14 protein-coding genes are annotated in these 13,907 nt (G+C 43.2%); 6 read left to right on the forward strand and 8 right to left on the reverse strand.

Features of this window, described 5'->3' with window-relative positions; genetic code table 11:
* Positions 1 to 39 precede the first annotated feature (39 nt).
* Both HBHAL_RS17130 and HBHAL_RS17135 read right to left on the reverse strand, forming a co-directional pair.
* The gene (locus tag HBHAL_RS17130; protein WP_014644764.1) at positions 40 to 399 is read right to left on the reverse strand and encodes a hypothetical protein; all 360 of its coding nucleotides are present in this window, start codon (positions 397 to 399) and stop codon (positions 40 to 42) included.
* Positions 400 to 530: 131 nt separating this feature from the next.
* Positions 531 to 1,424 (reverse strand): ROK family protein, encoded by an 894-nt coding sequence (locus HBHAL_RS17135; protein ID WP_014644765.1) that lies wholly within the window; start codon positions 1,422 to 1,424, stop codon positions 531 to 533.
* A gap of 145 nt (positions 1,425 to 1,569) precedes the next feature.
* Here HBHAL_RS17135 and HBHAL_RS17140 point away from each other — a divergent pair, with 145 nt between their 5' ends.
* Positions 1,570 to 2,505, forward strand: coding sequence for an LCP family glycopolymer transferase (locus tag HBHAL_RS17140; RefSeq protein ID WP_014644766.1), 936 nt, complete (start codon positions 1,570 to 1,572; stop codon positions 2,503 to 2,505).
* A 129-nt stretch (positions 2,506 to 2,634) separates the two neighbouring features.
* On the opposite strand, the gene HBHAL_RS17145 is transcribed toward HBHAL_RS17140, so the two are convergent.
* The 4 genes from HBHAL_RS17145 to cidR all read right to left on the reverse strand — a co-directional run bounded on the left by HBHAL_RS17145 (position 2,635) and on the right by cidR (position 6,073).
* Entirely contained in the window at positions 2,635 to 3,036 is a 402-nt protein-coding gene (locus HBHAL_RS17145) for a hypothetical protein (protein WP_014644767.1), read from the reverse strand.
* 1,026 nt (positions 3,037 to 4,062) lie between these two features.
* The gene (locus tag HBHAL_RS17150) at positions 4,063 to 4,437 is read right to left on the reverse strand and encodes a hypothetical protein (RefSeq protein WP_014644768.1); all 375 of its coding nucleotides are present in this window, start codon (positions 4,435 to 4,437) and stop codon (positions 4,063 to 4,065) included.
* Positions 4,409 to 4,966 carry an acyl-CoA thioesterase gene (locus HBHAL_RS17155; RefSeq protein ID WP_014644769.1) on the reverse strand — a complete coding sequence of 186 codons (558 nt, stop codon included), beginning with the start codon at positions 4,964 to 4,966 and terminating at the stop codon, positions 4,409 to 4,411. Before HBHAL_RS17155 ends, HBHAL_RS17150 begins: the two co-directional genes overlap by 29 nt.
* Positions 4,967 to 5,161: 195 nt before the next feature.
* A complete protein-coding gene (gene cidR, locus HBHAL_RS17160) occupies positions 5,162 to 6,073 on the reverse strand; it encodes a cidABC operon transcriptional activator CidR (RefSeq protein ID WP_014644770.1) in 912 nt (303 codons plus the stop codon).
* Between the two features lie 188 nt (positions 6,074 to 6,261).
* Between cidR and HBHAL_RS17165 the strand changes: the two genes are divergently transcribed.
* From HBHAL_RS17165 to HBHAL_RS17185, 5 genes are all read left to right on the forward strand, one after another.
* Positions 6,262 to 7,623, forward strand: a complete 1,362-nt coding sequence (locus tag HBHAL_RS17165; RefSeq protein WP_014644771.1) for a TrkH family potassium uptake protein — start codon at positions 6,262 to 6,264, stop codon at positions 7,621 to 7,623.
* A gap of 1,131 nt (positions 7,624 to 8,754) precedes the next feature.
* Entirely contained in the window at positions 8,755 to 9,699 is a 945-nt protein-coding gene (locus tag HBHAL_RS17170) for a glycosyltransferase family 2 protein (RefSeq protein ID WP_041601440.1), read from the forward strand.
* Positions 9,689 to 11,437 (forward strand): DUF6020 family protein, encoded by a 1,749-nt coding sequence (locus tag HBHAL_RS17175; RefSeq protein WP_014644773.1) that lies wholly within the window; start codon positions 9,689 to 9,691, stop codon positions 11,435 to 11,437. Before HBHAL_RS17170 ends, HBHAL_RS17175 begins: the two co-directional genes overlap by 11 nt.
* On the forward strand, positions 11,430 to 11,777 hold the full coding sequence (locus tag HBHAL_RS17180) for an EamA family transporter (RefSeq protein WP_014644774.1): 348 nt from the start codon (positions 11,430 to 11,432) through the stop codon (positions 11,775 to 11,777). Before HBHAL_RS17175 ends, HBHAL_RS17180 begins: the two co-directional genes overlap by 8 nt.
* Positions 11,758 to 12,099, forward strand: coding sequence for an EamA family transporter (locus HBHAL_RS17185; RefSeq protein WP_014644775.1), 342 nt, complete (start codon positions 11,758 to 11,760; stop codon positions 12,097 to 12,099). Before HBHAL_RS17180 ends, HBHAL_RS17185 begins: the two co-directional genes overlap by 20 nt.
* A gap of 50 nt (positions 12,100 to 12,149) precedes the next feature.
* Here the strand turns inward: HBHAL_RS17185 and HBHAL_RS17190 are convergent, their stop codons facing one another.
* Both HBHAL_RS17190 and HBHAL_RS17195 read right to left on the reverse strand, forming a co-directional pair.
* A complete protein-coding gene (locus HBHAL_RS17190) occupies positions 12,150 to 12,845 on the reverse strand; it encodes a YesL family protein (protein WP_014644776.1) in 696 nt (231 codons plus the stop codon).
* A 70-nt stretch (positions 12,846 to 12,915) separates the two neighbouring features.
* Entirely contained in the window at positions 12,916 to 13,884 is a 969-nt protein-coding gene (locus HBHAL_RS17195; RefSeq protein ID WP_014644777.1) for a sugar phosphate isomerase/epimerase family protein, read from the reverse strand.
* Positions 13,885 to 13,907 lie beyond the last annotated feature (23 nt).

The raw sequence follows: 13,907 nt of genomic DNA on the forward strand, positions 1-13,907 counted from the left end.
ATATTGGATGACCTGAGGTGGGGGTTTTTGGTAAAGCTGCTAATTGAGCTGAAGCACCATTCCTTCCAGTACTTCTGGACTTCTTGCTTTCAGGCGCACTCCTTTGTAATCAAAGACAACGATTTGTTTAGGCTCTACCTGCAGCAGTTCACGATAATTTTTCGGGTCCTCTATTTGTTGATAACTGATCTTGGCTGCAATATTTTTTCTTGCCAGAAACACTTTAATTCCATTTAGCGATGATTGATAGGCTTCTTCGGGCGGATCATTCTCATAAAACACGACAATGTGCCATTCATTATCCTTAGAGGGTTTAAATTCCTCGATGGCTCGCCCTGAAGCATCAGCGCATCCCGCCATAAAGAAAGCAACGAACAGCATAGATAACATCTTCTTCATGTTTTCATTCCTCCAAAAGATTAACCTATTCTACTGTACGCTTGCTTTATGCCATTTATCCCTGAAAGGGAAAAAAAAGGGACCTCAGGTCACCCAGAATCTGGATGACCTGAGGTCCCTTTTATTGGGTATTACCGGGTGAGCAGGGAGGCTCCTATTACGCCGGCATCTCCGCTTAGGGAAGACGGCTGGAGATTAATATGAGGAACCAGCTCTTCATAGACGTATCCTTTTACTTTTTCTCTAAGAGGTGTCCACACCAGATCACCGGCGTTCATCACCCCACCGCCAATAACAAACACATCAGGATTTACGACGTGCGTCACATTTGCAATGCCTACAGCTAAATAATCAACCGCGTCATCGACAATCTGCCATGCTTCTTCATTTCCTTCTCTGACAAGATCGAATACGGCTTCCGCTCCTCCTTCTATGTCATGAAGCTCCTTTGCCCGATTTCCAATCGCCGTTCCGCTTGCGTACCCTTCAAGTGCCCCTTTATTTAAATTACTGTACTGAGTACCACCGCGCTGGACAATCATATTTCCGATTTCACCTGCGAACCCTTGAGCCCCATGAAAGACTTGTCCATTAGTCACCAGACCGCCGCCTACCCCTGTGCTTACCGTTACATAGTAGACACTTTCATAGCCCTTTCCGCTGCCGTAAGTGGCTTCAGCAAGAGCCGCAGCATTTGCATCGTTCGTTAAATAAACGTTTGCAGAGAAATGCTGGCTGATTTCATCAACCAGATAAACTTCGTCCCAGCCCGGTAAATTCGGTGGACCTAAAATCACTCCACGCTTCGGGTCGAGTGGTCCCGGGGCTCCAATACCAATTCCGTCGATACGTTTCTTTCCTTCAGAAATGGTGTGGATCATGTTCACCATTTTTTTTATGGTATGAAGATGTCCTTTTTCTACTTCTGTCGGTTCTTGTAACAGTTCCTCTACCAGCCCGTTCTTATTTACAATAGCAACACGAACGTTGGTACCGCCTAAGTCAATTCCTATATTAATTCCCATAGCTAACTACGCTCCTTTTAGTAGAACTCTCTTTCTTCTATTGTACTGGTTTTTCTAATGCCATTAAAACGTTGTCTACTATTTTTACAGAATTCTGCAAAAAAAGTATAATAGAAGAGAACTCCTTAAAAAAAGAGGTGGACGTATGGGTCGGAGTGAACGTTATAAAAAGAAGCGTAAAAGGAAAAGAGCTTTGAAAATCCTTCTCGCCGCATTAGCCGTCTTTCTAATCGCAGGCGGTATCTTCATTTTTAAACTCTTTAATGATGTCCGAACGACAATCAATGATGATCTTCATGAAGATGTATCTACCATTGATACAGATGAAACGAAAGAAAAAGTGGATAAGAAAGAACCTATTAATATACTGCTTCTAGGTGTGGACGAGCGTGAGAATGACGTTGGAAGATCCGACACTATGATTGTGATGACGCTTGATCCGAACAACAATCAAATGCAGATGGTCAGTATCCCCCGTGATACGAGAGTAGAGATTGCCGGAGACGGGCGAACTACCCGGATTAACCATGCCTACGCCTATGGCGGAAGCGATATGGCCGTGGACACCGTTGAGAACTTTTTAGATATCGATCTTGATTATTATATAAAGGTGAACATGGAAGGTCTTTCTCAACTGGTTAATGCGGTGAACGGCGTAACCGTTCAGAACGATCGTGCTTTCAGTGCTGGCGGACACAGCTTTAAGGAAGGAACGATTGAATTAAACGGTGAAGAAGCACTAGCGTTTGTGAGAATGCGCAAAAATGATCCAAGTGGCGACCTTGGCCGTAACGAACGTCAGCGTCAGGTCATTCAGGGAATTATTGATAAAGGAGCAAGTATCGGGGTGGTTAATAAAATTGGCGATATCCTGGATGTCCTCGGTGATAATGTAAACACCAACATGCAATTTGAGGACATGCGCCGGCTTGCGGCTAACTATCGCAGTGCCCGCCAAAACACCTCCTCTTATCAGATGAGTGGTGAAGGAAGAATGATTAATGGAATGTATCTCATGATTATGTCCGATCAGGAAATACAAAAAACACACGATATGATTGTTGATTTTGGTTCTAATTAAGAAAACCGCCTCGATTTTTTCGAGGCGGTTTATTTTCATGTTTATAAAATGGGCAAGCAGCCTATTAGACCAGGGTTTATCGAATGAAAGCTCTGGTATTGTAAACTCTCCCTTATGAAAAACAATGATCTATGAAGTCGGTTGTTTCCGACGGGAAGCCTGCACCCATCTCCAAAGCAGACGAATAACAAAATAGACGCCGCAAAAAACGAGAAACCCGAATATACTTGCTGCTGCATCTCCGAATTCCATATTTCCTCTTCCCGTAATCTTCTGCTGGATTTCTACAGCGAATACGAAAACAAGAACCATAGAAAAGGTGAACAAAAATGAAATCGCTGAGATACTTAACTTAGATAAGGCATGAAAAATAGAATCCACAAATAATAGCGCGATAAATCCTAGTATACCAATTACCCAAAAGTGGAGGTCTTTGTCAGACAAATCCCATCCAAGTACCCTCGTTAGGTCCAAGAGAACATCGTGCCAGATATTCACCAATTCAGCCACAATTAAAATAATTTCCTTCATATAAACCCCTTCTCATTCCTAAACTTTCCATTTTGTTCATTTTAAAATACCTTATCATATTTGTATGTAATTGAATATATAAATATGGGACGTTTTCAGGACAATCGTCCGGAGTAATAAAGAAGCTAAAGAAGCTTGCACTGGCTTTAAAAAAGCTCAGGTAAACGCTGTTATTGATTTTTTCAGCAGAGGTTTATTAAGCTATAGGACCGGTTACTGTAAGACTCAGTTTCGAGATGTTTGATTATGCTGAAGGTCCTGCGGGGGACGATTCGCTTTCCGTGGGCATGGGGTAAGCTTCCTCAGGCTTCACCTTCCGGGATCTTACCGATCATGTTTATCCCACAGGAATCTTCATCGTCCCCCTCCGGACCTGGCCAAATCAGAAGCTCGAAACCACTTAAAACATCACCTGGCGTGGTGAGGAATTAGACCGTGTGGTTTTGTACCTATTTAAGGATGTAACGATCCGCAATAGCCTGGCATAAAAGCATTTAATACAGATTAAGGAGGAGAACCTTTCTCTTCAAGAAGGATCCGTTTACCTAATTAGAGTTGGGATGGTGGGGAAATGGAGAGACTCCCATGGGAGAAGGGACTAGGTGAGATCCCGCAGGGAGTGAAACGAGTGAGGAAGCTCTTGGCAAAAAGGAGGATCGACTAAAGTCGCCACGTCCTGTGGCAACGTCGATCGACCCTACATCGTGTAGGGCCATAGGAAAGTGTTCAAATGTGGAATCACCCCGATAGACACGACCAGCATAAGCCGACCATCAAAAGGATGGCGGTTTTTCCATCCGTTGATGAGCGGCTTATGACTCGAGTGTCTATCGGGGTGATGGAACAAGACGAGTTATTTCCCCACCAACCCTTATCCATCTAACGTAACGGACCCATTTATCTCGAAACTGAGTCTTAAACAATCGGGAGCCTTCCTGTAAGATCAACACTGGGATTTAAGATATCCTAAAAAGACCAGGCGCACCGGGCTAATGTCCCGATGCGCCTGGTCTTTTTGAAAAATGGTTATTTAAAAATCGTCGAACCTTTCAACATTTCCGGCTTTGCCCCTAAGATAAGTAAGAATAATTTAGGATAGCCGATCTCACGGTGCTTCTTTAACGTCTGTCTCACGACTTCCACGTCCTGGTGATCGGTCAGCTTTTGAACCTCTTTTTGATAAAGGGTAAGGATCGAGTCCTTTATATATTCCGGTTCATATACCGTGATGTCTTCATCCATAAGCAGACTGCCCATATAGCCATATTTCATTTGAAGCTGTCGGGTCAGACTTACTACATGAAGAAGCTGTTCATAAACTTCCGGATACTGAATTCTCAACTCCCCAAAGTCTTCTTTAGCTGCATACAGATCACCCAAACTGGCTAATGTTTTCACCATATAAATATTCTCCTTTCTCCCAGGGCTTTTCAAGGCCGATAATATCCGTCAATTGCTTGCTGTGCTTACGGCGTACTCTTCGGGTCTGAGCCCTTTCTTCACCGGACTCATAGAGAAACTTCTCCTCTTCAGTCTGAGGAATTACATCCGGAACCGGCACCGCCTGCTTATTCTCATCCAGCGCCACGAACGTTAGAAACGCTGTTGCTGCCATTCTTCTTCTCCCGGTAATCATATCTTCTGCGATTACTTTACAGAAAATCTCCATGGAACGGTTACCCGTATACGATACAAACGACTCTACACAAACCGAATCCGACTGATGAACCGGGTTCAGGAAATCGATCGAGTCTGTTGAAGCCGTTACACATTCTTTCACACGGGCATGACGCCTCGCTGATAATGTGGCACTATTATCTAATTTTTTCATTAAAACGCCGCCGAACAGCGTATTATAGTTATTTAAATCATTCACAAGCACTTGGTCCGTGCTGATAATTAAACTTTCCTTTGGTTTTTTGGCATCCATCGCTTTATCTATCCTCTCTGTAAAAAATTCTTCATAAGCGCTTATTCGTAAAGACATGCCTCTACAAAAAGGAGTATAAATATAGTGTAAGAGCCATTTCCAAGAAAGTGAAATAGTTATTCATCATGCTTTAGATAGACATTGTCTATGTAAATGTTTTCATCGATTCAATCCTGGCATAAAAAAACAGCCCGCTTATTTATTAAGGGGCTGTTCCTTCCCGGCCTGTGTGGCTATACGATCCTGAGTAAACTTCAGCCATTCTTTCGTGGCGTAAGCTAAATAACGATCCTTCGGCCATATAATCGCTAAGTCCCATTCAAGGACAGGCTGGACAACTTTTATGATTCTGACATCTTCTTTTAATAAATGTGCGACACTATTTGGAAGAATCGAGATTCCAAGATTCGCGGTAATCATTTTCCCTATAAAATCCCACTGCGAACTCTCCGAAACGACTTGAGGCAGAAAACCTGCTTCCTTACAGGCGGATACAATTCGGTCATTCAATACGAAATCTTTGTTAAACAGGATAAACGATTCCTCTTCCAATTCTTTCAAATTAATTTGTTTACGTCTGGAAAGCTTGTGAGAAGGTGGAAGTACAACGCTCAACTCCTCACTCATAAGGAAGAAGTAATCAAACCTTTCTTCTTCCGTAGGCAGTACCGTGATCCCGACATCGAGCTCTTCCTGAATGATATTGTCTTCTATTTTTTTGGCTCCATTTTCCAGAAGCTGAAATGTAATATGAGGGTATTGATCGTGAAACCCTCCGAGTGCTTTAATAAACTGATCCGCATCCATAATTGGAGGAAGACCAATCCGGATGTGCCCTTTTTGAAGGCCGAGAAGATCATCAAGTTCCGTCTGGAGGTTGTTGAAAGCTTTATCAATGACTTCAGCCTGAGCTAAAATGACTCTCCCTGCGTCGGTAAGGGTGATTTTCTTACGGGAACGCTCAAATAATTCTACCCCCAGATCCGCTTCCAGATTCTTAATCATTTTACTAATCGTCGGCTGGCTGATGAATAAATGATCGGCCGCTTTTGTAAAACTGCTGAATCTCGCAACCTCAATAAAATACTGCAAATGACGAATATCCATACGCACTTCCTCCCTCCAACACTCTTCCTCCCATCATAGACAACCCCCGCTTCCCCCGCAACCATAAATTCCCACCTCGGGTCATCCATTTTCTCCCATGAGTTACTCTTGCTAAGTTCTTTAAATATGTATAAAATCCATAGGTACAGACGATATAGCATCTATCCTATTTTAAGGAGTACTTAATCATGGCCCATGCATTTAAAACTCCACATTTTTTTGACAAGCTTTCTCCCTTTCAAATTATTGTATTATTCTATATATCCGCAGCCTTACTATCTACCCTGCTGATCAGCCTGCCTTTTCTTCACCGGGAAGGTGTACATCTAAGCTTTATTGACAGTTTGTTTACTGCCGTAAGTGCCATCAGCGTGACAGGGTTGACCGTGGTCTCTACAGCTGACACCTTTAATACGCCTGGTTACTTCGTATTAATGTTTATTCTGCAATTTGGCGGGATCGGTGTAATGACGCTTGGAACGTTTATCTGGCTGCTGCTCGGCCAAAAAATCGGTTTAAAAAGACGGCAGCTCATTAAAACGGATCAAAACCGCTCAACCTTCGCTGGAATGGTCCAGCTGATCCGGCAGATTTTACTGATTATCGTCATTATCGAAATCATAGGCGCCCTTATTCTTGGAGTTTACTTTACCCAATATTTCCCCACCACAAGCGAAGCATTCATCCAGGGGGCTTTTGCTTCTGTCAGTGCAACGACGAATGCTGGATTCGATATCACAGGATCCTCGCTGGTCATGTTCGAAAGCGATTATTTTGTACAGTTCATTAATATTTTGCTGCTGACGCTTGGAGCGATTGGATTCCCTGTACTGATCGAAGTGAAAGATTACCTTACGAGAAGAAACGAAGACTTTTTCAACTTTTCTTTATTTACGAAGCTTACTTCGGTAACTTTCGGGCTGCTCGTTCTGATCGGAACCGTGCTTATTTATCTCTTTGACCGCACTCATTTTTTTCAAAATAAATCCTGGCACGAATCCTTTTTCTATGCTTTTTTCCAATCGGTAACGACAAGGAATGGCGGTCTTGCAACGATGGATGTAAGTGAATTTACCCCCTCTACGTTGTTAGTCATTTGTGTACTAATGTTTATCGGAGCCTCACCAAGCAGTGTGGGTGGCGGCATAAGGACCACTACGTTCGCAATCACGCTGCTTGCGATTTTTGCCTATGCGCGAGGTAGAAGTCATGTACGCATCTTTCATAGAGAAATTGATCAGGAGGATATTTTCCGTTCGTTCATTGTTATCAGCACGGCCATTATGATTACAAGCGGCGCCGTCATTTTACTCTCCCTGTTTGAGCCTGAATTTTCACTGCTTGAAGTCATGTTTGAAGCTTGCTCTGCTTTTGGTACGACCGGTCTATCAATGGGCATTACTTCAGACCTTCATTCCATTGGAAAAATCATTATCATTGGGCTCATGTTTATCGGTCGAATCGGTATCTTTTCTTTCTTATTTATTTTAAGAGGAAGAGTGACTCCTGAAAATTACCGCTATCCTCGAGAGCCGATGATCATCGGCTGATTTACCATAAAAAAGAGCAAGGCCCCCACCGGGTTCCTTGCTCTTTTATTAGTTGGCTTTGTTAAACTTCCGTGTTTTATTAAGGTAAAGTTCCCGTTTGTGCAAGACCCAGTTTCGAGATAAATGGGTTATAAGGAAGGTCCTCCGGGGGACGATTTCGCTTTCCGGCCCTGCACGACGCAGGGTCGTTCGACGTTGCCACACGATGTGGCGTTCTTAGTCGAACCTCATTTGTGGTAAGCTTCCTCATGCTTCGCCTTCCGGGATCTTACCGATCATGTTCATCCCACAGGAGTCTTCTATCGTCCCCCTTTGGACCTTGCGATACAGAGAGCTCGAAATCATGTATGAAACGCTCTAAATTATGGTGGGGATAAACCTATAACAGTGAGCGTGTTCGTTGAATAATCCTTACTGTAGAAGCATTAAAGGCAAATTCAGGATGATGAATTTGCCTTTAGAAAGGTCCGTTCACCCTTCCATCATAGGATGGCGGAGGAAACGACGAGACTCCCGCCGGAGAAGGAGCTAGGCGAGACCCCACAAGGAGTGTTAACGACTGAGGAGGCTTATGGTAAAAGGAGGATCGACTAAGATCGCCACGTCCTGTGGCAACGTCGATCGACCCCACTTCGTGTAGGGCCGCAGGAAAGCGAGTTGTTTCCGCAACCAACCCCTCTCTATATTAGCAACGGACCAAAAACACCTCGAAATCGAGTCTTTAACTATACGGCCCTATTACGTAATAAGTCTTATGAAAAAGCAACAATAAACAATAACAGAGCCTTTAAGTTAAGATTTAAAAAGTTTCCACGCGGATAGGAAAGCGATCAGCCATAAAGGGAAGGAAATCAGTGTCCCCCATAGACATCCTTTAAAAAACTTTTGTTCTTCCAAAGAACCCTCTCCTCTTCTTCTATAATTATATAAGCCTGCTTATCCATCCACACCCTGCACATCAACAAGGGGGAGGTGCTGTGTTATCATCGAAGTGCACGTTTTCCTGGATTGATCCTTAATCCCTTGGGTTTATCCTACTCCATAGGAAACTAGAAATCTGTTGAAATATCTGCTATATTTATGAAGTTATCCAATTTACAAGTCGAGATTAGAGACAAAGGAGTTTTTATGTTGAGAATCGCCGTTCTCCTGCCTTGTTACAATGAAGAGCAAACCATTGGCGCTGTCATTGAAGATTTTAGAAAAGAACTGCCAGACGCTGATATTTACGTATACGATAATAACTCTAAAGACCGAACATCCGAGGTAGCCCGTGAGCACGGGGCTATTGTTAAGAAAGAATTCAGGCAAGGTAAAGGACACGTGGTACGCTCTATGTTCCGGGACATTGACGCCGATTATTATGTCATGGCAGACGGGGACCGGACGTACCCGGCTCGATTTGTCCATCAGCTCCTTGAACCTCTAAAAAATCAGGAAGCGAATATCGTCATCGGCGACCGCTTATCTAATGGAACCTACGTGGAAGAAAACAAACGGAAGTTTCATAATTTAGGAAACAATATGGTACGAGGATTAATTAACTTCTTGTATAAAAGCGACCTGAAAGATATTATGACCGGTTACCGTGCATTTGACCGTTTATTTGTAAAATCGATGCCGGTCATGAGCCCGGGCTTTGAAATCGAAACCGAAATGACGATTCACACGCTTGATAAACGTTTTATGATTAAAGAAATCCCGATCGAATATAAAGACCGTCCGGAAGGAAGCGAATCCAAGCTTAATACCTTAAGTGACGGTTATAAAGTACTTAATAAGATCTTCACCTTGTTCAAAGAGTATAAACCCATGTTGTTCTTCTCTTTCTGGTCCATTCTGTTTCTGGTGTTTGGGCTGATTGCCGGCGTCCCCGTGATCATAGAATTTTTGGAAACGGGATTTATTGATAAAATTCCATCGGCCATCTTAGCGGTTGGACTCGTAATTCTGTCCGTTTTATCGTTCGCTTGCGGCTTGATTCTGGATACCGTCGCGGCCAACTTTAAGAAACAATTTGAATGGGAACTGAACAAAATTAAGCAGGATATGAAGGAACAAGATTATGAATCGTAAGACCAGCCTCTGGTTAATCAGTATCTTAGCCAGTGTAGTAAGTACAATAGCTTTAGTGTCCCTTTACCAGAAATTCGGCGAAACACATTGGGTGGTCATTGGATTCACATTTGTCTTTTTCACCGTGATCCATAAATTAATCCTGACATCCTTTTTGAACCAGAAGCATTCATATATTCGTTTTACAATGCGCCCTCCGGTGCTGGTCTTCTTACTCTTATTTTCATTTATCCTGATGTGGAGTTTGAAAACGTCATCCGGGTATTTAGCTGCTTCTTCGTGGCTGTTCGCTGCCTATGTTTTTCTTATTTCCTATGTAACCTTATTCGTCTCTGTCGCATGGCTGCTCTATCTACTGGTCCACCATTCGGTCTCCCTTCACTGGAAAACCGTTTCGCGGTGGAAAATCTGCATTTACGCAATTTTTCCTATTCTAGTCTGGTCTATGTATTTAGTAGCCTACTATCCGGGAACGATGACACCGGATTCTCTATCGCATTGGGAGCAGATCCATACGCTTGACTTTAGCAACTGGCACCCGGTCGTTTATACGTGGTATATCATGGCATTAACCACTATATGGAAAACACCGGCGATTATAGCCTTTTCCCAAATTGTCATTCTTGCCCTCTTTGGAGGGTATGCGGCGTACAGCCTTGAAAAACGTGGAATAGCTTCTAAGTGGGTTTGGATCGGTGTGCTTTTATTCGGTCTCTATCCATTAAACGGAATCTTTCCGATTGCCATCTGGAAAGACATATTCTTTAGCGGCTTCCTCTTTTTGTTCACGATATTTACTTATAACATCGTTTCCAGCAAAGGCGCCTGGCTTGCTTCGAACTGGCATCAGTTTATGCTCGGGATTAATGCTTTAGCCATCAGTTTAATGCGCAGCAACGGCCTGCCCATTTTCGTGGTTATGGCCATTCTCCTGCTGATTGCTTACCGGACCTATTTCAAGCGTCTGATAACCACGCTTGTGCTCGTCGGACTTGCCTACTTCCTCATCTCCGGGCCCTTCTTTAACTATATGGATGTTCGTGCAACGAGCCCGAATGAAGCGTTAAGTATTCCTACGCAGCAGTTCGCGCACATCGTTGAAGAGAACGGTGAATTAACGGAAGAACAGAGGAATTACCTTGATTCCATTCTGCCTCTGGAAACCTGGAAAGAGAATTATAATCCTTATCTGACGGATAAGATTAAGTTTGCCGGGGAGTATGACCAGAATGTTATTTTCGATGATTTCGGCTACTATTTAAGTACATGGGCCGCTGTCGTTTCCAATAACTTCGGCCTTGCTGTAGAAGCTTATTTGGATCAGACATCGATTATCTGGCAGATCAACCAGCCTGAAGATGGCTACACAAGTACGTATGCAAGAAACGTATATCTTTATAATGACTACGATTTAAAAACGTCTCCTCTGAGCAGCACCGTTTATCAAATTATCAACGACAATTTAGTAAGGGTTGAAATGTACTTGCTGGAAGTGGTCTTAAGACCTGCTGTCTACACGGCCATCATCCTGCTGACAGGAGTAGCGCTGGCTCTTAAAACGGGAGTTCGTTCCCTGCTCATCCTGTTACCCGTTCTTCTCAATTCGGGAACGATGCTGCTCGCTACCCCAGCCCAGGATTTCCGTTACCAATTTGCTAATGTACTGGTAACATTCCTTATGGCGGCTGTCGTATTCATTACGTTCGATTCTAAACAAAAGAAGGTTCAGCATGAGTAATTTTACGAAATCTTTGAAAGAAAACCGAATCGGCATCCTGTTCATGGTTCTCGCTTCCCTGCAAACTGCCCTGGGTCAGATGTTCTGGAAAATGTCAGATGGAGGAATAAACTTTTTCTTAATCATAGGCTTTTTCCTTTATTTCCTGGGTGCCGTTATGATGATCGTTTCCTTCCGTTTTGGAAGTCTATCCGTACTCCATCCTCTGCTCAGCATTGGGTACGTTTTTGCCTTATTTTTCGGAAGTATCATTTTGCAGGAAACCATTACCGAAAGTAATTTGATCGGTACCTTTCTCATCATTGTAGGGGCCGCACTTATTGGGGGTGGCGACAATTAGCTGGCTGCTTGTCGTGCTCCTGTTTACGCTGCTAGGGGCTGTAGGCGGGTACTTTTTTAAAAAAGCCACCAGCCATGGATTTGCCTTAAACACGTATTTCTTTAAACATTTATTCGTGGGCTGCAGTTTTTACGGCGCAGGAGCCATACTGAATATCATTACACTAAACTATCTGCCATACACAATCGTGTTCCCGCTTACGTCAATCACTTATGTGTGGACACTTGTTATTTCCTACTTTCTTCTTAAAGAAGTCATTACACTAAAGAAAGTGATCGGTGTTACTCTAATTATCGCAGGATCCTTCTTTCTAATTCTGTAAGATAAATACTATTTAACAAAAAATGGATGACCTGAGGTGAATACCTCAGGTCATCCATTTTTTTCCTTATGATTTAACTTTAAGAACAGCCTGTAGAAGGATGAGAAGGAGAGAAATGCGATGATTGATCCTGTAAAGATCGGAATCATCAGCGGAAAGACATAAACACTGATATAAAGCATAATCGCCGATGTAATCGCAACCGTTACGAATGACAAAGGACTCACGATCGTCACAAGAAATGCTTTTTTAAACGCTGGTCTTGCTTTAAGATCGAAATGCACCGTTACAGAGAAGAAGTTGACCGTGAATACATATAAAATGATCCCCACGATAAAGAAAACATTCATGATCAGCTCATTAACCGTAGAGAAATAATAAATATCCCCAAGTAAGATGCCCCATAAAATCGTAAAGACGATTCCTGCTTGTACACTCACTTTATAATTTTCCTTATAATAGCTGATATAAGATCGCTCTGGCCTATCGTCCAGATCTTTTCTCACCCATTCCCTCGCTTTAGCAAACAATGCCGTCGTCGCTGGAAAGAACAAAATCGGCATCAATACGACCAATGTAGGGGTCAGGTAATAGATATCCTCTACCTTTTCCGCATATATCATGCTGATAACGAGTAAAGCAATCGGCAGGTTGAATACTGCCCATTGTAAATTGTTGAGTGAAAACTTGGCAATCCACTCACTTACTGCATATAGTCCGCCTCTAATTCCTGATGTCCGGCCCATCTGTCTCCCCTTCCTATCTGAAGAAAACCCCTTTTGCTGGAAAAGGGGTTTAGAACTATTTATTTAAGACTTAAGCCCACCACATTTCACCTGGTGGTTCCTCAATCAATACAGATCTCAGGTTTTTCACTGCCTGACTGAAACCTTCGTTGATCGACATGATCGGGTCTTCATGCTCGATGCTGACCACATGATCGTAGCCGTAGGTTCGTAAAGCACTTATAATATTCGACCATTCCTGCGTCCCGTGACCATAACCTACAGAACGGAAGGTCCAGGCACGAGTTCTCACATTCCCATAAGGCTGCATATCCGTTAGACCGTACATGTTTACATTTTCCTGATCAATATACGTATCTTTCGCATGGAAATGGTGAATGGCATCTGCATTTCCAAGAATTTTAATCGCAGCTACCGGTTGAATACCCTGCCACCAGAGGTGACTTGGATCAAGGTTCGCACCAATGGCATCATTGGTAGCTTCGCGGAGCTTAAGCATTGTATAAGGCGTATGCACAAGAAAGCCTGCGTGCAGCTCAAGGCCTACTTTAACTCCATGTTCTTTCGCAAATTCTCCTTGCTCTTTCCAATAAGGAATCAGCTTTTCGTTCCATTGCCATTCTAACACATTTGAGTACTCCGCGGGCCAGGGTGTGACCGGCCAGTTTGGTGCCGTATCGTTTTCATGGCCGCCCGATGTACCAGAAAAAGTGTTTACAACTGGAACATCCATCAGGCTTGCCAGTTTAACCGATTTCACAAAAGCTTCGTGTGATTCTTCTGCAAATTTCTGATCAGGTGAAATTGGATTCCCATGGCAGCTGAAGGCACTGATCGTTAATCCGCGGGAATGTACTTTTTCTAAGTATTCGTTACGCTTTTCTTCACTTTCAAGCAGCTCATCTACATTACAGTGAGCGTTTCCCGGGTAGCCGCCCGTACCAATCTCAACTGCCTTAAGTCCAGAAGCTTTTACGTGATCAAGCATGTCTTCAAAAGATTTATCGGAAAATAATACTGTAAATACACCTAGTTTCATATCCTGACTCCTCCATTCATTCG

Origin of the sequence: Halobacillus halophilus DSM 2266, assembly GCF_000284515.1 — a bacterium.
Classification (GTDB): Bacteria; Bacillota; Bacilli; order Bacillales; family Halobacillaceae; genus Halobacillus; species Halobacillus halophilus.